The 23,845-nt window shown below is 60.9% G+C and carries 23 protein-coding genes; 4 read left to right on the forward strand and 19 right to left on the reverse strand.

The genetic code is table 11. The annotated features are described in order from the left end of the window. Nucleotides 1–96: 96 nt before the first annotated feature. Entirely contained in the window at nt 97–759 is a 663-nt protein-coding gene (locus ACLCGK_RS29890) for a glutathione S-transferase (protein WP_410953482.1), read from the reverse strand. A 147-nt stretch (nt 760–906) separates the two neighbouring features. Here ACLCGK_RS29890 and ACLCGK_RS29895 point away from each other — a divergent pair, with 147 nt between their 5' ends. Together ACLCGK_RS29895 and ACLCGK_RS29900 are read left to right on the forward strand one after the other, a co-directional pair. Then, nucleotides 907–1,209 carry a hypothetical protein gene (locus tag ACLCGK_RS29895; protein ID WP_085591763.1) on the forward strand — a complete coding sequence of 101 codons (303 nt, stop codon included), beginning with the start codon at nt 907–909 and terminating at the stop codon, nt 1,207–1,209. A gap of 70 nt (nt 1,210–1,279) precedes the next feature. Then, nucleotides 1,280–1,525: a TIGR02647 family protein gene (locus tag ACLCGK_RS29900; RefSeq protein WP_015268535.1), complete on the forward strand. Its 246-nt coding sequence runs from the start codon at nt 1,280–1,282 to the stop codon at nt 1,523–1,525. A gap of 133 nt (nt 1,526–1,658) precedes the next feature. Here the strand turns inward: ACLCGK_RS29900 and ACLCGK_RS29905 are convergent, their stop codons facing one another. Continuing rightward, nucleotides 1,659–3,602, reverse strand: a complete 1,944-nt coding sequence (locus ACLCGK_RS29905; RefSeq protein ID WP_410953483.1) for an FTR1 family protein — start codon at nt 3,600–3,602, stop codon at nt 1,659–1,661. Nucleotides 3,603–3,921: 319 nt separating this feature from the next. Here ACLCGK_RS29905 and ACLCGK_RS29910 point away from each other — a divergent pair, with 319 nt between their 5' ends. Continuing rightward, a complete protein-coding gene (locus tag ACLCGK_RS29910) occupies nt 3,922–4,377 on the forward strand; it encodes an REP-associated tyrosine transposase (RefSeq protein WP_015268533.1) in 456 nt (151 codons plus the stop codon). 279 nt (nt 4,378–4,656) lie between these two features. On the opposite strand, the gene ACLCGK_RS29915 is transcribed toward ACLCGK_RS29910, so the two are convergent. The 8 genes from ACLCGK_RS29915 to ACLCGK_RS29950 form a co-directional block, all read right to left on the reverse strand. Then, a complete protein-coding gene (locus ACLCGK_RS29915) occupies nt 4,657–4,908 on the reverse strand; it encodes a DUF3077 domain-containing protein (protein WP_023662451.1) in 252 nt (83 codons plus the stop codon). Next, nucleotides 4,905–5,180, reverse strand: coding sequence for a hypothetical protein (locus tag ACLCGK_RS29920; protein WP_075044274.1), 276 nt, complete (start codon nt 5,178–5,180; stop codon nt 4,905–4,907). Before ACLCGK_RS29920 ends, ACLCGK_RS29915 begins: the two co-directional genes overlap by 4 nt. 468 nt (nt 5,181–5,648) lie before the next feature. Beyond that, a complete protein-coding gene (locus ACLCGK_RS29925; protein WP_015268531.1) occupies nt 5,649–7,067 on the reverse strand; it encodes an efflux transporter outer membrane subunit in 1,419 nt (472 codons plus the stop codon). Further along, nucleotides 7,064–7,939, reverse strand: coding sequence for an efflux RND transporter periplasmic adaptor subunit (locus ACLCGK_RS29930; protein WP_410953484.1), 876 nt, complete (start codon nt 7,937–7,939; stop codon nt 7,064–7,066). The genes ACLCGK_RS29925 and ACLCGK_RS29930 overlap by 4 nt, the downstream gene beginning before the upstream one ends. Then, nucleotides 7,936–8,148, reverse strand: a complete 213-nt coding sequence (locus ACLCGK_RS29935; protein WP_003255905.1) for a DUF1656 domain-containing protein — start codon at nt 8,146–8,148, stop codon at nt 7,936–7,938. Before ACLCGK_RS29935 ends, ACLCGK_RS29930 begins: the two co-directional genes overlap by 4 nt. Further along, nucleotides 8,145–10,232 carry an FUSC family protein gene (locus ACLCGK_RS29940; protein ID WP_025337267.1) on the reverse strand — a complete coding sequence of 696 codons (2,088 nt, stop codon included), beginning with the start codon at nt 10,230–10,232 and terminating at the stop codon, nt 8,145–8,147. Before ACLCGK_RS29940 ends, ACLCGK_RS29935 begins: the two co-directional genes overlap by 4 nt. After that, nucleotides 10,229–10,681 carry a MarR family winged helix-turn-helix transcriptional regulator gene (locus ACLCGK_RS29945; RefSeq protein ID WP_025337266.1) on the reverse strand — a complete coding sequence of 151 codons (453 nt, stop codon included), beginning with the start codon at nt 10,679–10,681 and terminating at the stop codon, nt 10,229–10,231. Before ACLCGK_RS29945 ends, ACLCGK_RS29940 begins: the two co-directional genes overlap by 4 nt. 233 nt (nt 10,682–10,914) lie before the next feature. Beyond that, nucleotides 10,915–11,709 carry a tetratricopeptide repeat protein gene (locus ACLCGK_RS29950; protein ID WP_410953485.1) on the reverse strand — a complete coding sequence of 265 codons (795 nt, stop codon included), beginning with the start codon at nt 11,707–11,709 and terminating at the stop codon, nt 10,915–10,917. Between the two features lie 207 nt (nt 11,710–11,916). On the opposite strand from ACLCGK_RS29950, the gene ACLCGK_RS29955 reads away from it, so the two are divergent. After that, nucleotides 11,917–12,480: a WYL domain-containing protein gene (locus ACLCGK_RS29955; RefSeq protein ID WP_015268527.1), complete on the forward strand. Its 564-nt coding sequence runs from the start codon at nt 11,917–11,919 to the stop codon at nt 12,478–12,480. Nucleotides 12,481–12,623: 143 nt separating this feature from the next. On the opposite strand, the gene ACLCGK_RS29960 is transcribed toward ACLCGK_RS29955, so the two are convergent. The 9 genes from ACLCGK_RS29960 to ACLCGK_RS30000 form a co-directional block, all read right to left on the reverse strand. Then, a complete protein-coding gene (locus ACLCGK_RS29960; RefSeq protein ID WP_137108951.1) occupies nt 12,624–13,007 on the reverse strand; it encodes a hypothetical protein in 384 nt (127 codons plus the stop codon). A 502-nt stretch (nt 13,008–13,509) separates the two neighbouring features. Beyond that, nucleotides 13,510–14,487, reverse strand: a complete 978-nt coding sequence (locus tag ACLCGK_RS29965) for a hypothetical protein (protein ID WP_410953486.1) — start codon at nt 14,485–14,487, stop codon at nt 13,510–13,512. 9 nt (nt 14,488–14,496) lie between these two features. Next, nucleotides 14,497–14,985: an Hcp family type VI secretion system effector gene (locus tag ACLCGK_RS29970; protein ID WP_367245013.1), complete on the reverse strand. Its 489-nt coding sequence runs from the start codon at nt 14,983–14,985 to the stop codon at nt 14,497–14,499. A gap of 224 nt (nt 14,986–15,209) precedes the next feature. Next, on the reverse strand, nt 15,210–16,073 hold the full coding sequence (locus ACLCGK_RS29975) for an ABC transporter permease (protein WP_015268522.1): 864 nt from the start codon (nt 16,071–16,073) through the stop codon (nt 15,210–15,212). Between the two features lie 14 nt (nt 16,074–16,087). Further along, nucleotides 16,088–16,951 (reverse strand): ABC transporter ATP-binding protein, encoded by an 864-nt coding sequence (locus ACLCGK_RS29980; RefSeq protein WP_410953487.1) that lies wholly within the window; start codon nt 16,949–16,951, stop codon nt 16,088–16,090. 6 nt (nt 16,952–16,957) lie between these two features. Further along, nucleotides 16,958–17,977 (reverse strand): ABC transporter substrate-binding protein, encoded by a 1,020-nt coding sequence (locus ACLCGK_RS29985; RefSeq protein WP_410953488.1) that lies wholly within the window; start codon nt 17,975–17,977, stop codon nt 16,958–16,960. A gap of 18 nt (nt 17,978–17,995) precedes the next feature. Next, nucleotides 17,996–18,895 carry a TauD/TfdA dioxygenase family protein gene (locus ACLCGK_RS29990; protein WP_015268519.1) on the reverse strand — a complete coding sequence of 300 codons (900 nt, stop codon included), beginning with the start codon at nt 18,893–18,895 and terminating at the stop codon, nt 17,996–17,998. A 199-nt stretch (nt 18,896–19,094) separates the two neighbouring features. Beyond that, nucleotides 19,095–19,436, reverse strand: coding sequence for a hypothetical protein (locus tag ACLCGK_RS29995; RefSeq protein ID WP_015268518.1), 342 nt, complete (start codon nt 19,434–19,436; stop codon nt 19,095–19,097). A gap of 251 nt (nt 19,437–19,687) precedes the next feature. Then, the coding region (locus ACLCGK_RS30000; RefSeq protein ID WP_410953489.1) for an immunoglobulin-like domain-containing protein at nt 19,688–23,845 on the reverse strand (4,158 nt) is incomplete at its 5' end.

The following is a 23,845-nucleotide window of genomic DNA, read 5'->3' on the forward strand; positions in this document are numbered from 1 at the left end:
CGGGGTTTTCGCCTTAGTGCGGGGACACCCCCCCCCCAAAAGGCATGTGCTTTCCCTGTGGGAGCGGGCGTGCCCGCGAATGCCCCAACACTATTCTCAGCGTTTACCGCTGCGAATCATCTCCATGAAGGCCGGCATCGCCGCCTCCTTGTCCGCCACGATCCGCGCCATGTGCGGGTTGTCACCCATCAGCTGCAGCAACGCCTTGGCCTGCGGGAAGTCCGCCAGGAAGTCGATGTTCAGCACCTTCTTGCCCACCGCGTAGGCCAGGTCGACCGAGAAGCAGAACATCAGGTCTGCCAGGGTCAGTTGCTCACCCGCCACATAGGGGGCGAAGCGGCCGTTACGCTTGAGCGTGGCAAAACCGGCCAGCAGATCCGCGCGAGCTTTTTCCTTTATCAGTGGCTCGACCTGCATGCCAAAGAAAGACTCGGCATAGCAGGTACGCGCCGGCAGCTCGATGTAGAGCTCGATTTCCTTGAGCAGCTCACGCACCTTGGCCTGCCCGAACGGGTCGGCAGGCAGCAGCGCCTTGCCGCCCTGGGTCTGCTCGATATAGTCGAGAATCACGCTGGTTTCGCTGAGGAAGCCGTGTTCGGTCTCCAGCACCGGCACCTTGCCTCGCGGGCTCACTTCCAGCGCCTGTGGCGCCTGGCCGCCATAGAAGGTGACTTCCTCGAAGGGCAGGCCTTTTTCCAGCAGGGCCAGCTTGACCATGTTGTAGTAGTTGCTGACCGAGAATCCATGAAGCTTGAGCATCAGGTAACAGCCTCCAGGCCGTAAGGGGTTGGCCCGGCTTTTATAGACCGTACGCCCGCCCTTGACCAGCGTCATGCGCCCCGTCAATGCCCGGGCATTGCCGCCACAGGCGTGGCACACTGTGCATCCCATCACAGGAGTACCGCCATGAGCGAGCCCACCGACATCGACAATGACGACGACGAAGCCTTCGCCGAGGCAACGCTGACCCAGGCCATCGAAAACCAGATCGAAAGCGGCGACCCGGCGGCGGCGAAAGCCACGTTCAACAAACTGACCCTGGTCGGTTACGAGCGCGAAGACATTCTCAACCTGATGGCCCATGTACTGGCCTTCGAAATTGACAACATGCTGGTGGAAGACCGCGAGTTCGACCGCGAGTGGTACGAGAATGCCCTGCGCGCGCTGCCGGAACTGCCGCCTGAGATGGATCAAGGCGAGGACGAATAACCCGGCTACACTCGAAGATCAGGCACCGTAGAACGGTGCCGTCATCCTTGTCTGGAAGTCAGGAGTCGCCATGCCTTTTACCCCCGATCTGATCGCTGAACTGGAAGTCCTTTCGCTGTTCAAGCACGACAGCAGCCAGGAAGGCATCAAGATTCACAAGAACGCTTCCCCTGCCCTGGTAGCCGCCGCGCAACGCCTGCATGAAAAGGGGCTGACCGATCAACCTGATGGCGGCTATCTGACCAGCCTGGGTCATGACGCTGTCGAGAGTGTCCAGTTGCTGCAGAACATTCTCAAGGCGCCACAGCCGGCCTGAACTGATAATGCCAGGGGCTGCCTTGCAGCCCATCGCCGGCAAGCCGGCTCCCACAGGTACAGCAAATGGCTTGAAGCCGATGCGGTCGGAGTGGGAGCTGGCTTGCCGGCGATGGACCGCAGCGCGGCCCTAATCAGTTGGCCGCTGCCCTGCGCCTTTCCGCCAGGCGCGAGCGCCCGTACAGGAACACGATGGCCAGCAAGGCCAGCGCCTGCGCCGAAAGCGAGTAGGCGTCAGCGTGAACCCCCAGCCAGTCGAACTCGAAGAACGCCACCGGCCGCGTGCCAAGTACCCCGGCCTCTTGCAGCGCCTTCACGCCATGCCCGGCGAACACCACCGACAAGGCACATAGCAGCGCGGCGTTGATACTGAAGAACAGCGACAGCGGCAGCTTGGCCGAGCCACGCAGGATTACCCAGGCCAACCCCACCAGCAGCACCAGCGCCGTGGCGCCACCCGCCAGCACCGCCTGGTGCCCGGCTGGGCCGGCCTGCAGCCACAGGGTTTCGTAGAACAGGATCACTTCGAACAGTTCGCGGTAAACCGAGAAGAACGCCAGCACGGCAAAACCGAAACGTCCGCCACCACTGACCAGGCTGCTCTTGATGTAATCCTGCCAGGCGGCAGCATGGCGGCGGTCGTGCATCCACACGCCAAGCCACAGCACCATCACCGCGGCGAAAAGCGCCGTGCAGCCTTCCAGCAGCTCGCGCTGGGCGCCACCAACGTCGATCACGTAGGCTGCCAGCGCCCAGGTTGCGAAACCGGCCACCAGCGCCAGGCCCCAGCCGATGTTGACGCTGCGCACCGCCGACTGCTGGCCGGTATTGCGCAGGAAGGCCAGGATCGCCGCCAGCACCAGAATCGCCTCCAGGCCTTCGCGCAGCAGGATCAGCAAGCCGGATACAAAGCTCAGCGACCAGCTCAGGCCATCGCTGCCCAGCAGTTTGGAAGCCTGCTCGAGCTTGGCCTTGGCTTCGCTCAGGCGTTGCTCGGCCTGGGCCACGGGCAAGCCGTCCTGCAGCGACTGACGGTAGGCCATCAGCGATTTTTCGGTGTCCTTGCGCGCCTGGGTGTCGATGTTGTCCAGCGAGCTTTCCACCAGCTCGAAGCCTTCCAGGTAGGCCGCCACTGACAGGTCATAGGCCTGGTCGTGATCACCTGCGCGGTAGGCCGCCAGGCTCTTGTCCAAGGTGCTCGCGGTGTATTCGAGCAATTGCGCCGGGCCACGCTTGACCTGTGGCGGCTGGGCGCGCTGGGCGCGGAACGCCTCCACGGCCGTGGCACCTTCGCTGGCGGCGACTTCGGCCGGGGTCTGGCGGGCCAGGTCGGCGATGTTCCAGGTCTTGTCGCCTTTGCCGGCTTCTGGCTTGGCGGTGAAGCTGGCGATGTAGGCAGCCACATCCCAACGCTGGCGGTCGTCCAGCTGGTCGGCAAACGAAGGCATCTCGGTGCCATCGATGCCCAGGGCCAGGGTGTTGTAGAGGTCGAACAGGCTCAACTGGTCGAGGCGCGAAACATCGCGCAGGTTGGCGGGTGCAGGCTCCAGGCCCACGCCGGCCGGGCCGTCGCCGGCGCCAGTTTCGCCGTGGCAGATCGAGCAGTTTTGCGCATACAGCGAAGCGCCACGGGCCGGGTCCGGAGTAATTACCGGAGCCTGGCTGACCTCGTAGGCCACCGCCAGGCGTGCACCCAGCTGGCGGGCCTGCCTGGCAACAGCCGGGCCGTCCTGGCGCTGGTCGATGGCCTGGCGCAGCGCCTGGACGCCCTGCTCCAAGGCTGCTTGTTCAGCATGCGCAGGCAGGCCTTTGACCAAGTCGGCCAATACCGCGCTGAACTCCTGCTGCTCGCGGTATTCACCATCGTCGATCACCTTGCCGTCTTGCACGGTGGGCGGGTAGTCGGCGCCAATGTAGTCCAGCAGGTGCAGGGCCTTGGTGGCTTCGGCGGGGGCTTCGGCCAGCGCTAGGGTGCTGCACAGCGCCAGCACCGGGCCGAGCAAAATAACCGGCAGCCAGGCAAGCAGACGGGAACGGGTTTTCATGGCCAGTCTCGAAGGGAATGCGAAAGAGAACATTGTTCACTTCCACTTTGCTTCACTCAAGGGTGCTGGGCGGATTTCATGAAAAATCTTGCTACAAATCAGATGAATAGGGGGAATGCGCTGAACCTGTGGGAGATTCTGTCTTGTGTTGCCGGTTCGGGCCTCATCGCTGGCAAGCCAGACTCCCACAGGTATTGCACATGGCTTGAGGGAGATGAGGTCGAGGTGGGAGCTGGCTTGCCGGCGATAAAGGTTGCGCCGATGTCACTGGAAACACCGGGTACCAATTGATTGGTTATTCGCAGATCCATAGCCACTAGCCTGAGGAGCAAACCATCAGGAGACAGGGAACATGGATCGTCCCCACTCAGACCAGTTACGGCTTGGCCGTTTTTCGGAAACCAGTCGATTGTATCTGCTTACCAGCACAACCCTCGACCGGGCCCCAATATTCAATGACTTTCACTCGGCCCGCTTTCTGGTTGCCGAGTTGCGCCAGGCTGAAGAGGAAGGTGCCGTCAGATCGCTGGCCTGGGTGGTGATGCCAGATCATTTTCATTGGCTGGTCGAGCTTGGACCGGGCAGCCTGAAGCGCTTGATGCGCAGGGTGAAATCTCGCAGCACCATGATGATCAACAGGTATCAAGGGCGAAGCGGCCAGCTCTGGCAGAAGGGATTTCATGACCGGGCATTGCGCCGGGAGGAGGATGTGCAGGCGGTGGCGCGGTACATCGTCATGAATCCGAAGCGGGCAGGATTGGTCGCGAGGGTGGGGGATTATCCGCATTGGGATGCAATTTGGCTTTGATGGGGCTTTGCCTTTTGCCTGTCAGGGCCCTATCGCCGGCAAGCCAGCTCCCACAGGGTACACATCAGGCCTGTGGCAGGCGCTGACCTGCCTGGGCCTCATCGCCGGCAAGCCAGCTCCCACAGAGTACTCATCAGGCCTGTGGCAGGCGCTGACCTGCCTGGGCCTCATCGCCGGCAAGCCACACAGGTAAGTCACAGGACTCGATAGCAGTGGCGTACAGGTGTGGGAGCTGGTTTGCCGGCGATGGGCCGCACAGCGGCCCCGGGGTCTCTAGGGTTATTGAAGAACCTTGTTCATCCCCCGCTCCATATCATCGATCAAGGCCTTGGCCATCTCGCTTAGTATCCGCGCAGCGCTACCGGCAATGCGGTCGTTTTCCATTTCCGCTTCGGTGGTCAGGTGGCGAATACAACCCAGCAGCACAGATAGCTGCGAGAAGGCATGGCTGAACGGCACATTTGGCTGCAGGCGGAACAAGTCGAAGGTTTCCACACCTGCGGTTGCAGAGTCTCTTGGATCATCGCTCATCGGGTCGCTCCTTGATCGTGGCGGGTTGCATGGGTGCGGTCGCACACGGCATTGATCAGGCGGCAGAGCAATCGAATATTCATGCCCATGGCATTGCGCATGTCGCCGGGAGGGTTGTCGAGCAGGACTGTGGTGGTGTGGTCGATGGTCAGGGTGATGGCGCTGATCAGCACTTCGCAGTCTTTGGGGCTGAGTGGATCGATTAGTGAGAGCGCGGGAGGGTCGAGCAGAAGCAGATCGGTAACTGGTGGATCGGGGACGAGCTTGTTCATGGAGGAACTCCGTATGGGGGATTGAACTGCTCTCCTCCTTGTCTCACGAAGTTAGGTGGCAGTCGTGTACGGTGTGAGACACGGGACATACGGTAACCCCGGCCAGGCCGAAGCCTGTCCGCACACGACCGCCATAAAGCGGTGCTACCGAATGAAATCCGGGTGTCTCACGCCCGATCGCCTTGCGAGGCGACCCCGCGACAGTATTCCGGGAACACTTTCCAGCCAAGACAGCACCTTCCGACAGGTGCTGTAGGATAATTCGACAGGGCGTCCGAACTGAAGCATTTGGTTTCTGGTTCGGAAATGTCTTACAGCTCTAGAACCTAGGCGAGGGCTTTGCCCTCGATCGCCGGCAAGCCAGCTCCCACAGGGTACGCACCAACTTCGCGGCATGTACAAGCCGGCTACCACAGGCCCCAAAAGCGGTGGAGTACCTGTGGGAGCTGGCTTGCCGGCGATTGGGCCTCAAGGCTTGGCGGTGCCCTTCCACCCCCCACCCAACGCCAGGAACACACCAATCTGCCCCTGAGCCACTTGGCTATTGGCCGCTGCCAGCTGCGCGCGCATGTCGGTATAGGTACGCGTCGCCTGCAGGTCGGCCAGGAACGATTCACGCCCCGCCTGGTAATACCGGTGCGTCTGGTCCGCCGCCTCCTTGGCCGACTTCTCCGCCTCGGCCAGCGCGTCACGCCGGTCCAGCAGGGCGCTGTACTGCGCCAGGCGGGTCTGGGTCTCGCGAATGGCGTTCAGCACTACCCCATCAAAATTCGCCAGGGCTGCCTGGGTCGAGGCTTCGGCCATGCGAATGCGGGCGCGGGTGCCGTTGGTGGGGATGGTCCAGCTGATCTGCGGGCCAAAGCCCCAGCGGTTGGTCGCCGGCTCGCCAAGGTTCTCAAGGATACCGATGGTGCCAACCTGGGCGCCGATGCTGATGTCGGGGTACAGGGCGCCGGTGGCCACGCCGATGTAGGCAGTGGCAGCGGCCAGCTGCCGTTCGGCCTGGCGCACGTCTGGACGGCGCTTGAGCAACGCCGCGCCATCGCCCACCGGCACCAGCTGGTTCAGGTGCGGCAGCTCGGCACAATCGGCAGTGCCGGCAGGCAGCTGATCAACCGGTTTTGCCAACAAGGCAGCCAGTGTGTACATGCCGGTCTCGCGCTCCGCCTTGAAGCGTGGCAGTTCGGCACGCAAGGATTTGAACTGGGTCTGCGAGCGGGTGACCTGGGTTTCGTCGCCACGCCCGGCATCACGCAGGCGCTGGTTAAGCTTCACGCTCTGCTCCTGCAGGTCGAGCGACTCGCGGGCAATGTGGTATTCCTCGTTGGCCGAGCACACCTGGGTGTAGGCCTTGACCACATCCGCCACCAAGGTGATGCGGGCGGTATCGGCGGCGGCCTGCACTGCGTCGGCATTGGCCTTGGCCGCCTCGGTGCCACGCTTGAAAGTACCCCACAGGTCGAACTGGTACGAGGCACTGATGATGGCTTCGCCGATGTTGGCCACCGGCACTTTCTCTGGCAGCAGGAAGGCCTCGCCCGATTCCTGCAGGCGCTGGGCGCCAAGTTTGACGCCGCCGTTGAAGCCACCTTGCGACTCAGCCACTTCGACCTGGGCGCGCGCCTTGGCAATGTTGGCGGCAGCCACGCGCAGGTCGGTGTTGGCACTCAGGGCCTGGCGCACCAGCTCGTTCAGCCGTTGATCCTGATACAGCTGCCACCAGTCCTCAGGCACCGGTGCCGATACCACGCTGTCGGCATCCTGGCGCAGCGGGCCGTTGAGGTCGCTGCGTTGCACCGCCGCGTCCTTCGGCACCTCATAGTCGGGGCCGACCATCATGCAGGCCCCCAACGACAGGCACAGGCCCGCCAGGATCAGCTGTTTCATGGGCGCTGGCCCTCGATGATCGACACCGTGGCGGTTCGCCCGGCAATCATGCGGAAGTCTTGCGGCACTTCATCAAAGGCGATGCGCACCGGAATACGCTGGGCCAGGCGCACCCAGCTGAATGCGGGGTTGACGTTGGGCAACAGGTTGGCGCCACTGCTGCGGTCGCGGTCTTCGATGCCGGCGGCAAAGCTCTGCACATGGCCACTCAGGCGGGTGTTGTCGCCCATGACGCGAATGTCCACGGCATCGCCGATGTGGATACCGCCAAGCTTGGTTTCCTCGAAGTAGCCATCGACGTGGTACGAGGCGCTGTCGACGACTGACAGCACCGGGCGGCCGGCGGTGACGAATTCGTGATTACGCGGTGCTCGGTCGTTCAGGTAACCGTCCACCGGGCTGCGCACCACCGAGCGGTCGAGGTTTAGCTGGGCGGTATCGACGGCCACCTGCGCCTCGCTGACGGCAGAGCGGGCACGGGCCTCGCGGGACTGGCTTTCTTCCAGCTGCTCGGCGGCCACCAGATTGCCCAGCTTGCGGTTGCGCTGCGCTTCGCGGGTGGCCTGGGCCAGGGTTTCCTGGCGCTCGCCCAGGGTCGCCTTGGCCTGGCGCAGGGCCAGGGTGAAACGGTCCTGATCGATGGTGAACAGCACATCGCCGCGGTTGACGGTCTGGTTGTCACGCACCTCGACCTTCTGGATCAGCCCGGACACGTCCGGGGCAATCTGGATCACGTCGGCGCGGATGTGGCCGTCGCGAGTCCAGGGGGCGAACATGTAGTACACCACCATCTGCCACACGAGCACGGCGGCGAAGGTCACTACCAGCAAGGTCAGGACCACGCGGCCCAGGGTCAGCAAAGGTTTTTTCATGGCAGCATCAGGTTTCGGCAAAAGTGGTCCACCGCACCAAGCAGCACGGCATACAGAGCAACGTTGAACAACGCCCGGTGCCAGACCAGACGGTAGAAATGCAGGCGCACCAGCACCGCGTGCACCCCGAGGAACAGCAGGTAGGTGCCAAACATCATCACCAGCAGCGTGGGCAGGAATACCCCGCTGATATCCAGTTCACCAATCACAGGGGCGCTCCGTCGAGGCCGGGGGGCAGTTGCGGTTGTTCGGCTGGTTCGAGCATCACCTCCACGCCCGGCAGCAGCGCCAGGCGCAGGCCACTCAGCGCGTGCAGCAGGTGGGTACGGGCATCGCCGCGCTCGTACAGTTCATCCAGGTTCAGCGCCAGGCGCGCGCGCTCCATGTTGCGCAGCAGCGCAGCCGGGGCGTGCAGTCGCTCGCCGGCACGCAGGCAGGCGGCGTAGTGCGCGCCGACTTCCTCGACCACTGTGTTCAGGCGCTCGCGAGCCTGCTGCCCGGCACGCGGCATATAGGCCAGCAGGTCGAGCAGGTTCAACCCCACGCGCAGGTCGCGCAGTGCCACGCCGCTGTCCTGCCCGGTTTGCGACAAGCGCGGCAGGTGCTGCATCAGGCGGTCGAGCATCTGCACGCCGACCTGGCGGTGCTCGGCCAGGGTGGCCGGCTCGGTCATTTCGACGATGTCGCGCCAGGCGAAGCGGGTCATGCGCTTGGCTGCCAGCTCCACGCCGAACGGGCGCATCACCAAGGTCCAGATGAAGGCGAACAGCAGCCCCACGGGGCCGGCCAGGTTGGAATTGAGGAAGGTGAAGAAATCAGCATCGTAGGCACCCTGGATGCTGATGAAGGTCGAGGTGTTGACGATGGTCAGCAAGGTACCCAGGTAGAAGCGCGGCTGCACGGTCAGGGTGCCAACGCAGATGAATGGCACGGCGAAAGCCAGCACCAGCATCGGGAAGTCGTGCAGGTTGGGCAGCACCAGGAACAGGTACAGGCTGGAGAAGATGACCGACATCAGCGTCCAGAAGAAGAACCTGTAGATCTGCGGCGCCGGGTCGTCCATGGCGGCGAAGAAGCTGCATGACACGGCGGCGAGGATCACTGCGCTGGCGCCGTCGTTCCAGCCCAGGCCAATCCACAGGCCGCAGGCTACAACGATCGCCAGCACGGTTGAGGCCACCGAATACAGCATCAGGCCACGGTCGAAGAACGCCGTCAGGCGGCCCAGGCGCCAGTGGCGGTACACCGCGCGCCAGGGTTTGGAATCGTCGCTGCGCAGGGCATGTTGCAGGCTGCAGCAGTCCTGCCACAGGTCGGCCCATTCGGTCAGGCGGTACAGAGCGTTGGACAGTAGCAGTTCGGCGCGCTGGTCGAGGGCAGCGGCGCCCGGCTGCAGGCGCTCGATCTGTTCGTGCAGGGCGGTCCAGCGGGCGACCGAGGCGCTGTCGACGGTGCCCTTGAGCCATTCGCGGGCGGCATCGAGCAACGGTTGCAACTGGGCGAACTGTGCCGGGGCGCGGCCTTCGAGGGCGACCAGGGCGTCGTCGAGGGCATCGATCACGGGCAGCAGGTGGATCATGCGCCCGCGCAACTCGCGGGCATTCTTCAGGGTGTGCGGACCGGCACCTTCATGGCCGAGCTGGCCGATCATCAGCTCCAGCGAGTTGAAGGTGGCAACCATCGCCCCGCGCATGCCGCCAACCTGGTCTGCGCTGGCTTGGCGGGCCAGGTAGGTGTCGCTATAGCGGATCGCCTCGGTGAACCAGCTACCAGTGGCACCGACTACAACCGGCGCCAGCCGGCGTGGCCAGAAGATCGCTCCGACCACCGCCGCGCAGACGATCCCCAGGCAGATTTCCTGGGCGCGGGAAGACGCCACATCGAACACAGCAAGCGGGTTGTCGACCACCGCCAGGGCAATCATCGGCAAGGTGTAGCCGGCCAGCATCAGCACGTAGTTGTTGGCGGTGCGCAGGTTCAGCGAAAGGAACAGCAAGGTGCCGGTCCACAGGGCGATGGCGATGCTCAGCAGCAACGGTGACTGCACCAGCGGTGGTACCAGGAAAATCGCCCCGCCGGCGCCGAGCAGCGTGCCCACGGCACGGTACAGGGCCTTGGAGCTGGTGGGGCCAAGGAACGGGCTGGAGACGATGTACACCGTGGCCATGGCCCAATAGGGGCGCGGCAACTGCATGAGCAGGGCGATGTACAGGGCGATCATGGAGGCGGCAAAGGTACGCACGCCATAGAACCAGTCGCGGGCCGGGGGCACCGAGCTGAAGAAACCGTTCATGCTGCCCCGCCTGTGTTGCCCAGGCCGGCGGCTTCGAAGGCACGCAGCACGCGCAAGGCGGCTTCCAGGTCGGCCTGGTCGATGCCATGCAGCACCTCGCGGCGCAGGCGCACCAGTTCGGCTTCGATGGACTCGGCCAGGGTGCGGCCTTCGGCGGTCAGGCTCAGGGCCTTGGCGCGGCGGTCCAGCGGGTCTTCGCTGCGGCATACCAGGCCAGCCTTGCATAGTTGGTCGAGCAGGCGCACCAGCGACGGGCTTTCCAGGCCGGCGGCCTGGGCCACGGCCACCTGATGCACGCCGTCACCCAGGCGCACGATCATCAGCAACGGCGCGGCGCAGGCCTCGGAAATGCCGTAACCGGTCAGGGCGGTATGGCAGATGCGCCGCCAATGGCGGGCAGCAACCACCATGCCACTGCTGACTTGCAGGCGCAGGAGATCAAGGGACATGACAGAAACCAAGGATATTCATAGTTTGCTAACTATCAATATACGCCTGTGCCTCCCCCTTTCGTCAACCGGGGGTGACGGATAGCCTGGGTGAAATGTTGTTCATGCTTTTGTCTTACTGGCCCTTTCGCGGGCTTGCCCGCTCCCACAGGGACCTCACAGGACCTGAAGTTTGTGCAATTCCTGTGGGAGCGGGCGAGCCCGCGAAAGGGCCCGGACAAGCAGCAGCAAATTCAGGGCTGTATCTGGTCTTCCAGCTTCATGGTCAAGGCCAATGTACTGCCCATCTGCACCGCCCGGTCACGCCACTCCTGGTAGCGGCCCTCGTCACGGCTGCTGAAGTGTACCGCCAGCTCTTCGGCCGCCTGCACCACCCCCGCAGCTGCCGCCAGTTCCAGCCAGTACAGTGCGGCCTTGAGATCAGCCTCCACGTACAGCCCGTGCATCAACCGGTAGCCCACCTCGAAACGGCAGCGTGCCTCGCCCTGCTCGGCCCCGCGCAGGAACCACTGGTAGGCCTGTACAAGATCTACCTGCCACTGCAGGCTGCCATCGCACACTTCTTCCTCGTACAGGTCACCCAGCGCAGCAGCGGCATGCAGCATGCCCCGCTCGAAAGCCTGCCGGTAGCACTCCGCCGCCTGTAGATAAGAGGGTTCGATACCTTTGCCGAAGTAATGTTGCTGCCCAAGGTTGAACCACGCCGCGGCATTGCCTTGCAGGGCCGCCATGCGCAACAGGTGGCCGGCCAACACGGTGTCAGCACGCCAGTATTTGCCGTTGAGCCAGATCCAGCCAAGGTCGTTGAGCGCCGTCACATTGCCTTGCAAGGCCTGACGGCGCAGGTCGACGTAAACCGTCTGCAAGTCGCTGGCTTCGTCCAGGCGACTGACCAGCAGCGAGCGCTGGCTGGGCAACCCTATCCCGGCAAACAGTCGCTGTCGCCTCCCGACAGCGGCCGGTGGGGCAATGACCCGCTCGGGCAAAAGGCGGGCAAGCAGCGAATGGATATTGCTGGCAGCAGACATGTTCATCCTCATTGAACGACACACAACCCCAACCTTCGGCTGTGATGAGGCGTGATTCTGCGTGACGTAACGTCAAAACCTGTCGCGAACGATTCGGCACCAGGCAACCAAATGCGACTTCCTTGATCTGAGCAGGCTGTGGCCAATTGCCATGACCCACGCCTGCCGCCATCCTATTGCGGCAAGCCTAGACAAGGACGTTATCTTTTGCCGTTCGCCACCACTCGCGCCACCCTCAGCCGACAGTGGGCGCTGCTGCGCCAGCTGCCCAGCCGTTCCCCTGGCATTACCAGCGCCGAATTGGTCTGGCGCCTGCGTGACGTGGGCTTCACGGTCAGCAAACGCACTGTCGAGCGTGATCTCAATGAGCTGTCGCTGATATTTCCGCTGGAGCGCAATGACAAGAGCATTCCGTTTGGCTGGCACTGGTCGGCGAACGTTGCTGGCGAGTTGCGTGGGAATTTCGATCTGCAGGGTTTTTTGCGCGGTGGTTCGCTGCAGCCGGCGCAAGGTGAAGGGGTCGAGCTACAGGCCTGGGTCAGCGACCTGCTGGCTCGACAGTTGCGCGAAGCGCCGTTGAGTGTCGATATGCAGCTGACAGCGCTGGAGCAGGGCCATCGGCTGCGGGCCACCGTGGAGGATGGCTGGGGGTTGCGCTGGTGGGTGCTGAGCCAGGGAGCAGGCGTGGTGATCGAACAGCCCAGCCAGCTACGCATGGAGATTGCCAGGACACTCGTTGAAGCGGCTGCACAGTATCAGGATGGCCATTGAGCTTAAGGCTCACCCACCAGCAAGTCTCGATTTCCCATGGCTAAGAACCTGGCCTGCAATTGCGAGATGAAAGTAGAGCACAAGCCGCTTATAGCAAAGTGGCACTTTACCCCTCCAATTAATAATAAATTAAGCCGATAGAATCAACTGGGCAAGCTTAAAAGCTTCAGAACATTATGGGCAACAACAAAAATAACCGTAGAAGTCATTAGCCCTCCCCATGAAACTAGAATTTTAATTTTCAGATCCTTTGGAAAGCGCAATATTTCGGAAGCATCCGCAACACCTTTGCTAACAAAGACACCGGGCATCATAAGCATATTTGCGGCCAGACAGATGCGCAACACTCTACCTAGCAAACCCGCTGATGAGAAACTTAACCGATTATCTCGTACATAACTGCATCCCGACAGGTTCGATTCAACCAAATCAAGATATCGGCAGGCTAGGTAAATCATAATACCCACACTGATCATTATCCAGAATAACAACATGGACATCCCTATTACTTCAGCTGTCGATTTCATTCAATCCTCTTTCCACACACTCGCCTCCCAAGCTGGTCAAACCAACAACCGTGTTGCTCCCATCTTCCCGGCAAGCTTCCTCAGACAAGGCGAAATTGAGCACCGCGTATCACACTGCAGCCTGCGCGCTTCCTCCAAACACTTTCTTAAAAAGACCCGAGCGCGAGGAATGCGACTGAAGAAATACACATTGTGCACCACGTTACTATAAGCAGTCTTTTCATACGCGCCGGAAAGTTCTGCAGTTGCGCCTCGTCAACCAATCCCTTGCGAGCAAATAGGTATGGCGTGCTCAGAAGTGTTGATATGGTACAGATACGCATAATTTTACCGAGGATGCCCGCATGCAAATAAAGTTTCCTATTCCCCGATACAAAATCACTTTTCCATAGCAGCCCTTCAATCTCATCAAGATATCTTATGGCGATATATATTTGCACTAAAAGCGCGACTATACCCAAGAAGAAAAAACAAATCGCAACCACATTCATCTCAAATGAGCTCATGGCTTAATGCTCTCGTAGAGAATTTCCCCAAGCCACTCACCACCCTCTTTACCATTTTCACCACCAATCTTTCCACCTACGGCTCCACCGACCACCGCGCACGCTAATGCACCGGCCCCTCCACTAGGTATTCCGAGTACTACAGCGCATACAAGGGTACCTGCGGCACCTCCGACAGCCCCCATTACGGTGCTTCCACTCAAACCTCCGACCAAACCACTTCCCTCCACATATTTGGCCTTTCTACATTCTTCTTCTCGGCCAATGGTGCACGCCTTATGAATGGACAACCCTGTCGCCGCCACATCCAATGCAACCCCAATGTAGGCCCCTTTCTTGATCAGATTCGCAGCCTTCGCCACTCCCGTTACCTTCTCTGCATACCCGGAAATCTCCCCGGTACTCAGATAACGCTTGGTAGAAAGCTGCAGCATCCGCTTGATCGATCCTTGATTTCGTAATCCAGAACCGTAAGCGGCGGTCCTCCCCAGCTGTTCGTCCAACGTCCTGAACAGCTCCACACGCTTGGCATAGAACTCTTCCCGCGCCCTGAACGCACCACCACTCATATGCTCGCGGTGCAGTTGCTCGATCTGTTCCAGCGTCTTCTTGATTGCATCCAGATACCTGGCCCAGCCATCGCTCGCTGCCCCTGCCCCCATCGATGCATGGCCCAGTAGACTTTGCAGCATCTCGAAGTTATCCAGCATGAAACCGTCAACACCGCCCCCGTTGAGCATGATGTCGCGGTGGATGCCAGCCGCCTTGCCCATGAGAAAGGCTTCATGGCTGGTGCAGGAAGAAGTATCGGGGTCACCGACGATCACCAGTTCGCCGGCCAAGACCACGGTGTTGACGATATGCCCATTGAGCACATCGAACTTGGCCTGCTGGTTGGCGTTCATCGGTGTACCGTTCTTCAGCGTCGCGTAATTCTGTGCCTTGGGATTTATAAAGCTGCGTGCCTCGGACATGGTCGGTCCTCACGCAAACTTCTTGTTGGCAATCCGGTCCCAGCCACCGGTCACATTGCCGCCGGCACTACCATCGACACGCTGCTGCCGGGTGTAGGTGGTCTTGATACGGCCGTAGTCGAGCTGAATTATTTCAGTCGGTACGCCGGCATGCGCGCTTTGTGCGTAGTCGGCGATGATCACTTCTTCGAGCACCACTTCGTAGTACTTGAGTTTATCGCCGCCAGCGCGGCAAACGACCAGCCTCACCTCTTTCAGGTGCTGCCCGGCGCAACTGGCTTCGAGCAGTTTGCAACTGGCGTTGTCCAGGTACTTGGTGAAGGTGAGGTTGCTCAGGGTGGTACGCCCGGAAGTGGCGCCGCCTGCGGAACTGGCGGTGGCGGAGGCGCTTTGGCTGCTGCCGAACGTGTAGCCGAGGATTTCGATCCAGTTACTGTACTGCTCGTCCTTTGCTTCGCCAGCGATTTCCGCGATTTGAATATAAGCGTCGAAAGCCATGGTTACTGTTCCTTGTAAACAATTGAGCGGAACAGGCTAGGCACGGAAAAACTCCAACGCAATCGTTCTGCGGAGATCGATGCTAAATTAGGAGTTTTCTTACAAGTTATACGACAAGTCGGCTTGAAAATATTTGAAAGTGTTTCAGAGCTACGCCATTTGGGCCGACAACATCAGCCCGATCACCGGCAAGCCGACGATCGGGCCAACCAAGCACATGCGCGTCAGCGCTGCATCCCCCAGCGGCGAACGGTCAACCGCTCCAGGGTATTGAACACCAGCCCTTCCACCAGCAAGCCGATCAGGATCACCACCGCCAACCCGGCAAACACCTTGTCGGTGTACAGCTCGTTGCGGTTCTGGAAGATGTACCAGCCCAACCCGCCTTTGCCACTGCTGGCCCCGAACACCAGCTCGGCAGCGATCAGTGTACGCCAGGCGAACGCCCAGCCGATCTTCAGCCCCGACAGGATCGACGGCAGCGCCGCAGGGACAAGGATATGCAGCACCAGCCGCAGCCCCTTCAGGCCGTAATTGCGCCCGGCCATGCGCAGGGTTTCCGACACGCCGAGAAAGCCCGCATAGGTGTTCAGCGCCAGCGCCCAGAGCACCGAGTGCACCAGCACGAAGATCAGGCTGTTGTCGCCCAGCCCGAACCACAGCAAAGCCAGCGGCAACAGAGCAATCGCCGGCAACGGGTTGAACATCGAAGTCAGAGTGCCCAGCAGATCGCGCCCAAGCTGGGTCGACACCGCCAAGCTGGTGAGGCCGAAGGCCAGGATGATCCCCAGCAGGTAACCCTTGAGCAGAATCACCAGCGACACGCCAACCTTGGCCGGCAACTCACCGCTGACCATGCCGTCCCACAACGCCGTGGCCGTCTGCAGGAAGGTCGGTAGCAGCAGATCGTTGCCCTGGTAGCGGGCAATGGCCTCCCACAGTACGGCGATCACCAGCAGGATGACCGCCTTGCGCAACCAGCCGTGCTGCCACAGGCGCTGAGCCAATGGCAGGTTGCGTTCCACAGGCACACTGAGCAAAGGCTCCAGCTGCACCTCGTATTCCTGGCGTACAGGTGTAGTGGTCATGGCTGAAGCTCCTGTCAGTAGGCGATACGGATATCGTTGAAACCAAGATCGTCGGGCTGTTCGGGGGCATCCGCCTCATCGAACAGCAAACGATGGATGCGCCGGGCACTGGCCTGGAAGTCGCTACCACCCAGGCTGCCCAAGTCGTACTGGTGGCTGTGCACTTCGGCCCGCACCCGCCCCGGGTGGGGCGACAGCAGCAGGATGCGGTTGCCGACCACCAGTGCTTCTTCGATGGAGTGGGTAACGAACAGCAGGGTAAAACGCACCTCCTCCCAAAGCAGCAGCAATTCTTCCTGCATCTTGCGCCGGGTCAGCGCATCAAGTGCCGCGAACGGTTCGTCCATCAGCAGGATCTTCGGCTGCGTGGCCAAGGCCCGGGCAATCGCCACGCGGGCCTTCATACCGCCCGACAGTGTGTGTGGGTAGGCATCGGCGAAGGCGGCCAGGCCGACTTTTTCCAGGTAGTGCAGTGCCCGCTCCTCGGCCTCGGCGCGTTTCAGCTGGCCCGACACCAGCAGAGGGAACATGACGTTCTGTTTCACCGTCTTCCATGGCGGCAGCTGGTCGAACTCCTGGAACACCACGATGCGGTCGGGGCCCGGACCGCTGACTGGCTGACCTTGCAGCAGAATCTGCCCCTCCTGGGGCGAGATGAACCCGGCCACGGCCTTGAGCAAGGTGGACTTGCCGCAGCCGGAGGGGCCGAGCAGCACGAAGCGGTCGGCACGGTCGACTTCGAAGCTGACCTGGTGGGTGGCCCGCACCACGCATTGCGCGGTGCGGTATTCGAGGCTGAGGTTATCCACCTTGAGCAAAGGTGGCGTTGCGACACGGCTCAGGTTGCTGGCCGTGTGGCCTGGCAATGGGGCGGTCATGATCGGTCAGCTCCCCTGCAGCGGGCGTTCATCCTGGAAGAAGTAGTCCTTCCACGATTCCGGCTTGTGCTTGATGGCGCCTACCCGATAGAGGAAGTCGGCCAACTTGTAGGTGTTCTTTGGCGTGACGGTGAATTCGTACTGCGGGCTGTCGATCAGCTTGATCAACGTATCGCGGTCGATCTTGGCCTTGGTCACGCGGATGTAGGTGTCGGCGGCGGCCGCCTTGTCCTTCTGGGCGAAGTCCGCGGCTTCGGCCAGCGCATCGACGAAGGCCTTGTAGGTCTTGGGGTTGTCCTTACGGAATTTTTCAGTGGCGAACAGCAAGGTCGGCGAGTTGGGGCCGAGCAGGTCGTAGCTGTTGAGTACAACGTGCACGTTCTTGTTGGCGAGCACCTGGTCCTGGAACGGCGGGTTGGAGAAGTGTCCGTTGAGTTCGGTGCCGCCGGCCAGCAGCGCGGCAGTTGCATCCGGGTGCGGCACGGCCAGGGTGTACTTGTCGAGGCGGTTGTATTCCTTGTCGCCCCATTGCTGGGCGGCGGCGTACTGCAGGAAGCGCGACTGCACCGAAACGCCTACCGCCGGTACGGCGATGCGGTCCTTGTCGGAGATGTCGGCAATGGTCTTCACATTGGGGTTGCTGCTGACCAGGTAGTACGGGAAGTTGCCCAGCGAGGCCACGGCCTTGACGTTCTGTCGGCCCTTGGTACGGTCCCACACGGTCAACAGCGGGCCGACGCCGGCACCGGCGATGTCCACCGAACCGGACAGCAGTGCGTCGTTGATAGCCGAACCACCCGACAGCTGGGCCCAATCGACTTCGATGTCGATGCCCTGCTCCTTGCCATATTTTTCGATCAGATGCTGGTCACGCACTACGTTCAGCAGCAGGTAGACGATACCGAACTGTTCGGCGATGCGAATCTTGCCTTCTGCTTGCGCCGTGGCGGGGGCCGCCAGGCTGCCGACGACAAGGCTTGCGCCCAGGCCGATGCTTGCCGCCAGGCGGCTGATGGATTTACGCATGATGAGTTTCCTCAGTCGTCAGAACGGGGCATCGCCCTGGATGGTGGTGCGATACAGCTTGCGCCGCAGGTGTGCGGGGCAGCCAGTGGCTAGGTGGATCAGCGAGCGGTTGTCCCAGAACACCAGGTCGTGAGGCTGCCACTGGTGGCGATAGATGTTCTGCTCCAGCACGCTCAGGGCATACAGCTGTTGCAGCACGTCGCGGCTTTCGTCACTTGGCAGGCCGACGATACGGGTGGTGAAGCCTTCGCTGACGAACAGCGCCTTGCGGCCGTTTTCCGGGTGGGTACGCACCACCGGATGGATGACTTCCTGTACCTGCGCCAGCTGCTCGGCGGTCAGGGTCGGGCGCCAGTTGCCTTCGAACTTGGTCTCGGCGTAACGGGCGGTGTAGGAGTGAGCGGCACTGCGGCCCTCGACCACCTTGCGCAGGGCCGCGGGTACAGCGTCCCAGGCCTTGTGCATGTCGGCGAACAGAGTATCGCCGCCCTCGCCGGGCAGTTCCTGGGCATGCAGCATGGAACCGAGGCTGGGCAGTTCCTTGTACGACAGGTCCGAGTGCCAGAACTTGCCGGCATCACCCAAGCCGATGTTCTGGCCATTCTCGATGATGTTGGAAACGATCAGGATCTCGGGGTGGCCGGCGAGCAGGAACTGCTTGAGCACATGGATCTGCAATGGACCAAAACGGCGGCTGAAGGCGATCTGCTGGTCAGGGCTGATGCGTTGGTCGCGAAACACCAGCACATGGTGGTCGAGGTGGGCGCGATGGATACGGGCAAAATCCACAGCGTTGACCGGCCTGGCCAAGTCCAGGCCGATGATCTCGGCACCTACAGCACCGGAAAAAGGGCGGATTTCGAAGCGTTGCGGCAGTGCGCTGTCGATGATCGACAAGGCGTTCGAGGCGGCTGACATTTTTCACTCCCACGCAGTGCGCGACTTCAATGGCGCGCAACGATCAGAAACGCACGGGGATTTCCCGTGTGGGTTCAAGTCGTGCGGCGCATCGATTGGTCGACGGGTACGCAGTGGAAGCGACTATAAAGTCATAAGAGTTTTAATTTAAATACCGTTAAAGAATAACCATAGCACTACTGTCAGGGACGCTAAGCAATCAGATCAACCCTCCCTGCTCTTCCTCATCGATGAGGTTGTTCAGGCTGCTGAGCGCCTTGCGCGCTGTCGAACGGTTGAGCAGCTTGGCCTGCGCACCCGGGGGCAGGTCTGTGATCTTGAACACACCCTTGGCGGTCAGCACATCGATCAAGTCCTCGAGCACGCGGATCATGTCGAGATCGCTTTGCTTGAGCTGGTTAAGGCTGTTTTCCACGACGTCATCGGCAAACCATTCCTGAATATCGGCATGGTCGGCGGGGAGCATTTCGGTGAACTGGTCAAAAGCGGCTGCTTCGACCCGCTGCAACTGGCCAGCGGCATCGCGTTGCACGTAGAACATGGCGGTGTCCCTCGTCACATTGGTTCCTTGGTGGTAGACAGCAGCATAGGCAAAGATCACCGGGCACGCAGACCCGGCGCCAGAGTATGCGCTGTCGCAGGATGCCAGGAAAGTGCCATGGCCGCTGAGCGGCCAATCGCCAGCAAGCCAGCTCCCACAAGAACCGCACAACTCTCCCGAGCTGCACAGTTACTGTGGGAGCTGGCTTGCCGGCGATCGGGCTGCAGAGCAGCCCGCTAGCGCATCAGTAATCAACTGTCCTTGTTGTGGATGATGATTGTCGGGTCAGCACCGCTGATCAACGAGTTGATCGTGGTGTTGGACCAGTTCACCCCTTCCAGCTTGATGGTCACGTCGGCGTTGGCGATACCACCGGCGGCATTGAGCTTGCCTTCGCTGCTGACCTGCAGCGTCGTCGTGCCTTCCACCGTGGTGAGCTTCAGGTAGTTGTCGATGGTGCTGCCCTTCTCGCCCTGAAGCAGATCTTTCAGGTCGATCCGGTCGCCTTCGGCCACCTTGAAGTCCTTGATAACGTCATTGCCGGTATCGCCGGCCTTCCACACGAAGGTGTCGCTACCGCTGCCGCCAATCAGGATATCGTTACCCTGGCCACCGATCAGGGTGTCATTGCCAGTTCCCCCCAGCAGAATGTCGTTACCTTTACCACCATCAAGCGTGTCGTTACCGCCCTGACCGAAGAGAATGTCGTTGCCATTGCCGCCGGACAGGAGGTCATGGCCATCGTTGGCACCGGAGATATCGAACTCGGTGTAGTGCTCGGTAATGTACTGGTGGACATTGTTGGTGGTGATTGAGCTGGCTTCGACACCGCTCTTCTGCGCCACGTACGTCTGCAGCGCCTGGTAGCCCTCGCTGACGACACCGTTGAGAGTGATCAGGTCGCCGAAGATGATGTCGTTGCCGTTTCCGCCATCAATACTGTCAGCACCCGGCAGAATCGCCTCGGAATGACCGAGAATCGCCTTGGCCAGATCGGACGGGTCAATGCCTGCCTGCGGTTTGCCTGCAGAGTCGTACGGCTTCAAGTCGTTCAGTGTGACATCGTTGTTCAAGCCGATGGCTTGTACTTTGCTCACGCCATTGGTGCCACCGAGCAGGTTGAAGCTCGCGGTAGTACCTGCTGCCGATTCCTGATAGTTCCAGTACTCACCGTAGCCCGAGCCGTCCAGGCTGGAGAACTCGTAGGTGCCGTCGCCCTGGGCATGCAGGGTTCCGACAGTGTTGGTTGACTGCAGCACCAACTCACCTTTCTTGTTCTCGCTGTAGGTCAGCACCTTGACCGTTCCACTGCTGCTGATCTCGACCTTGTGAGTCGCGTCGGCCCACACGCTGAAGGTGTCGCCGAGCTTGTAGTTGTTGACGTTGACCACGTCATCCAACGACTTGCCGTTGGTCCACAGTCGCGGGTTGGTACTCTCCCCGCTCTGGTAGTAGGTCGGCTTGCCGTCAGTGATGAAGTAAGTCAGGTTCTCCGCATTGGCGTTACTGCTGGCCATGGTGCTCTTGAAGAAGTTGGCCGTGGCCTTGAACACGTCTTCGTAGTTGGTACCGCCACCGCTTGCCATGGAGTTGAGCACTGACTGCAGCTTGCTCAAGGCATTCGGGTCTGCAAGGTTCACCGCCACGTTCTGCTTGACTTGGGTGTCGAAGTCCACCAGGAAAATGTTGACCGTACCCGAGGTGTCGGAGCCCAGGCTGGCCTTGAGCGTGTTGAACACCGAAGCCAGCTGCGTTTTCGCGTCCGAAATCGACTTGTCGCTCATACTTCCCGAGCTGTCGACAATAAAGGCAATGTTGTAGTTCTTGCCCTGGACCACGTTCAGGCCAGACACGTCGGCGACGATGATGTCGTTGCCTTCGCTACCACTCAATGTATCGCTGCCCGATGTACCCACACTGGCCTTGTAGGTCGCTGGGTATACGGTAACCGGGATATTGCCGGTGGTAATGGCCGAACCGCCGAGGCTTTCAGTTGCAACCGAGGTGACGGTAACGTCGAACGACCCTTTGTAATAGGCCGGTGGTGTCAGGGTCAGGCTGCTCAGTTTCCAGCCTGTCACATCGACTGGTCCAGTGCCGACCGTGACAGTGTTGCCTGCACCATCGCTCAGCACGGTACCTTTCGGAATACCGCTGAGGGTCACGGTCAAACTCTCGGATCCATCGGTGTCGGTCAAAGCGGTAGAAATGCTGACCAGTTTCACCGAGCCACCTTCCGGCCCTTCATTGAGCTTGTAGCCGTCGTAGTAGCTCTGGCCATTGACGGTGTGCAGGTCGGACACGCCCAGGCCTGCGTTGGCCATCTCGGTCACGTTCTGGTACATCTTGATGTTCGAGCTGCTCAGGTCGGTGACAGCACCCGAGCCGACCTGGATGTTCAGGTCATAGCTACCTGGCCCGGACTGGTTGGCATGATAGACCTCGATCGGGTAGTAGCCACTGGTGTTCGGGGTAAAGCTGCCCGAAACCTGTCCACCCGCGCCCCAGGTGGCCGTGACCACAGTCTTGCCACCGATGGTGACCACGAAGCTGTCGTCAGCGGTGCCACTGAAGTTGTAGGTCTTGCCGGCTTCCAGATAGATCAGACCCGAGGTTTTCGAGCCGGTCCCAGCACTGACGCTGCCATCGGACTGAACGTTGGAGGTGCTGCTGCTGGTGTTGGCATTGCCGGAGTTGGCAAAGACCGTCTTCAGGGCATCGCCGGTAATACCACTACCGTCGGTACCCAGGCCTTTGAGGCTGGTCCACACTTCCTTGGTCAGGCCTTTGGACTCGACCTCGGCACTACCGAAGCTCAGGGTTGGCTTATCGGCCACCGGACTGATGTCGACCTTCATGGTCACTTCAGTGCCCAGGTTGGTGCCATCGTTAGGTTTGAACTTGAACTGCGCGTAGTCGGCCTGCTGGTTACCCACGCCATTCCCGCCATAGTTGTCCGCACCCGACTGATTGAGAGCCGGGACGAACTTGAGGTTGTTGGCAGTAATATCAGCCTGGCTGACAACCTGACCGACGGTCACATTCACCCACGTAGTCCCGTTGAAGAACTGCAGACTACCTGCGGCCGGGAGCGAGGTAATGGTCACGGACAAGCCAGTGTTGGTATCGGCATCGGTGACCTTGAAATCACTCCAGGCAAACACGTAACTGGTGTCTTCCACACCAAAGACTGCACCGCCCGGCGAAACTGGCAAGTGGTCATTGTCGAGGATGGACGTGGTCACGCTGGCATTGCTGCTGTCGACCTTCAGATTTTCGAAGCTGCCACCAGTGGCACTTTCGATCTTCACGGTGAAGTTCTCGGTAGCCTCGACCAGTTTGTCGTCGATGGTAACGATGTCAAATGTGGTGCCGGTGCTGTTGGCCGGGATCTTCACGGTGGCGACACCGGTGAAGTCCTCGCCATTCATGGCGGTGCCAGTGTAGCTGAGGGTAATGGTGACCTCAGACTTCGACGGGTTGCTCAATGTCAGCGTGTAGTGGCCGGTTTCACCTTCGGTCAGCGATGTGCTACCGCTGATGCCGACTGTGGTGACATCACCTTGGTTACCAGTCCCCGGCACACCCGAGCCAGGCTCGTCGGTGACGGTGGTGCTGACCGGCGTCTTGTCCAAGGTCAGTTGCTCGAACTTGCCGACACCAGCGCCGCTGACCGAAGCGATCGATTTGACCACAGCGTCGTTGGTGCCGGTGTAGACGTTGTCCGGGGCAGTGACGGTAACCGAGCCGGTGGTGCCATTGGCAGGCACGGTGATGACAGTGGTGCCATCGCTCAGCGTGAAGGTCAGGGCACCGTGATTGTTGATCGGCAGACCGTCTTTGTTGGTCAAGGTCACGGTGTAGGTGATCTCGCCGCCTTCGGTCACCGAAGGAGTCGCGGTCAGCTTGGCCACTACTTCGTCGGTGGTATCGGTCACCTGAACCGTGGCGTTGCCGCCCAGTTGCAGGTTCTCGAAGGTACGACCATCAACGTCTACAGCCGAGCTGATGCCCAGGCTGATCTGGCCGGCGTCGTTGTAGACGTCGTCGCCCTGCGCCGCGTGGGTGTACGGGGCGCTGGTATCCCCCGCCTTGATGGTGACCTGGGCGTTGTTGCTCAGGGTCACGACCAGGTCGTGGTCCAGTGCCTGGTTGAGGTGCACGGTGAATGTCGGTTTGACGTTTTCGGCCACCGATGCCTGGTCGGCGGTGATGGTGACTTGTACCAGGTCGCCCTGGTTACCAGTCCCCGGCACACCCGAGCCAGGCTCGTCGGTGACGGTGGTGCTGACCGGAGTCTTGTCCAGGGTCAGTTGCTCGAACTTGCCGACATCAGCGCCGGTGACCGAAGCGATCGATTTGACCACAGCGTCGTTGGTGCCGGTGTAGACGTTGTCCGGGGCAGTGAC

The organism is Pseudomonas sp. S1(2024) (genome assembly GCF_046557535.1).

Excerpts from the sequence above, each read along its gene's own strand:
- ACLCGK_RS29890 (WP_410953482.1), bottom strand. The coding sequence starts at position 759 with ATGCTCAAGCTTCATGGATTCTCGGTCAGCAACTACTACAACATGGTC.
- ACLCGK_RS29895 (WP_085591763.1), top strand. The coding sequence starts at position 907 with ATGAGCGAGCCCACCGACATCGACAATGACGACGACGAAGCCTTCGCC.
- ACLCGK_RS29900 (WP_015268535.1), top strand. The coding sequence starts at position 1,280 with ATGCCTTTTACCCCCGATCTGATCGCTGAACTGGAAGTCCTTTCGCTG.
- ACLCGK_RS29905 (WP_410953483.1), bottom strand. The coding sequence starts at position 3,602 with ATGTTCTCTTTCGCATTCCCTTCGAGACTGGCCATGAAAACCCGTTCC.
- ACLCGK_RS29910 (WP_015268533.1), top strand. The coding sequence starts at position 3,922 with ATGGATCGTCCCCACTCAGACCAGTTACGGCTTGGCCGTTTTTCGGAA.
- ACLCGK_RS29915 (WP_023662451.1), bottom strand. The coding sequence starts at position 4,908 with ATGAGCGATGATCCAAGAGACTCTGCAACCGCAGGTGTGGAAACCTTC.
- ACLCGK_RS29920 (WP_075044274.1), bottom strand. The coding sequence starts at position 5,180 with ATGAACAAGCTCGTCCCCGATCCACCAGTTACCGATCTGCTTCTGCTC.
- ACLCGK_RS29925 (WP_015268531.1), bottom strand. The coding sequence starts at position 7,067 with ATGAAACAGCTGATCCTGGCGGGCCTGTGCCTGTCGTTGGGGGCCTGC.
- ACLCGK_RS29930 (WP_410953484.1), bottom strand. The coding sequence starts at position 7,939 with ATGAAAAAACCTTTGCTGACCCTGGGCCGCGTGGTCCTGACCTTGCTG.
- ACLCGK_RS29940 (WP_025337267.1), bottom strand. The coding sequence starts at position 10,232 with ATGAACGGTTTCTTCAGCTCGGTGCCCCCGGCCCGCGACTGGTTCTAT.
- ACLCGK_RS29945 (WP_025337266.1), bottom strand. The coding sequence starts at position 10,681 with ATGTCCCTTGATCTCCTGCGCCTGCAAGTCAGCAGTGGCATGGTGGTT.
- ACLCGK_RS29950 (WP_410953485.1), bottom strand. The coding sequence starts at position 11,709 with ATGTCTGCTGCCAGCAATATCCATTCGCTGCTTGCCCGCCTTTTGCCC.
- ACLCGK_RS29960 (WP_137108951.1), bottom strand. The coding sequence starts at position 13,007 with ATGAAATCGACAGCTGAAGTAATAGGGATGTCCATGTTGTTATTCTGG.
- ACLCGK_RS29965 (WP_410953486.1), bottom strand. The coding sequence starts at position 14,487 with ATGTCCGAGGCACGCAGCTTTATAAATCCCAAGGCACAGAATTACGCG.
- ACLCGK_RS29970 (WP_367245013.1), bottom strand. The coding sequence starts at position 14,985 with ATGGCTTTCGACGCTTATATTCAAATCGCGGAAATCGCTGGCGAAGCA.
- ACLCGK_RS29975 (WP_015268522.1), bottom strand. The coding sequence starts at position 16,073 with ATGACCACTACACCTGTACGCCAGGAATACGAGGTGCAGCTGGAGCCT.
- ACLCGK_RS29980 (WP_410953487.1), bottom strand. The coding sequence starts at position 16,951 with ATGACCGCCCCATTGCCAGGCCACACGGCCAGCAACCTGAGCCGTGTC.
- ACLCGK_RS29985 (WP_410953488.1), bottom strand. The coding sequence starts at position 17,977 with ATGCGTAAATCCATCAGCCGCCTGGCGGCAAGCATCGGCCTGGGCGCA.
- ACLCGK_RS29990 (WP_015268519.1), bottom strand. The coding sequence starts at position 18,895 with ATGTCAGCCGCCTCGAACGCCTTGTCGATCATCGACAGCGCACTGCCG.
- ACLCGK_RS29995 (WP_015268518.1), bottom strand. The coding sequence starts at position 19,436 with ATGTTCTACGTGCAACGCGATGCCGCTGGCCAGTTGCAGCGGGTCGAA.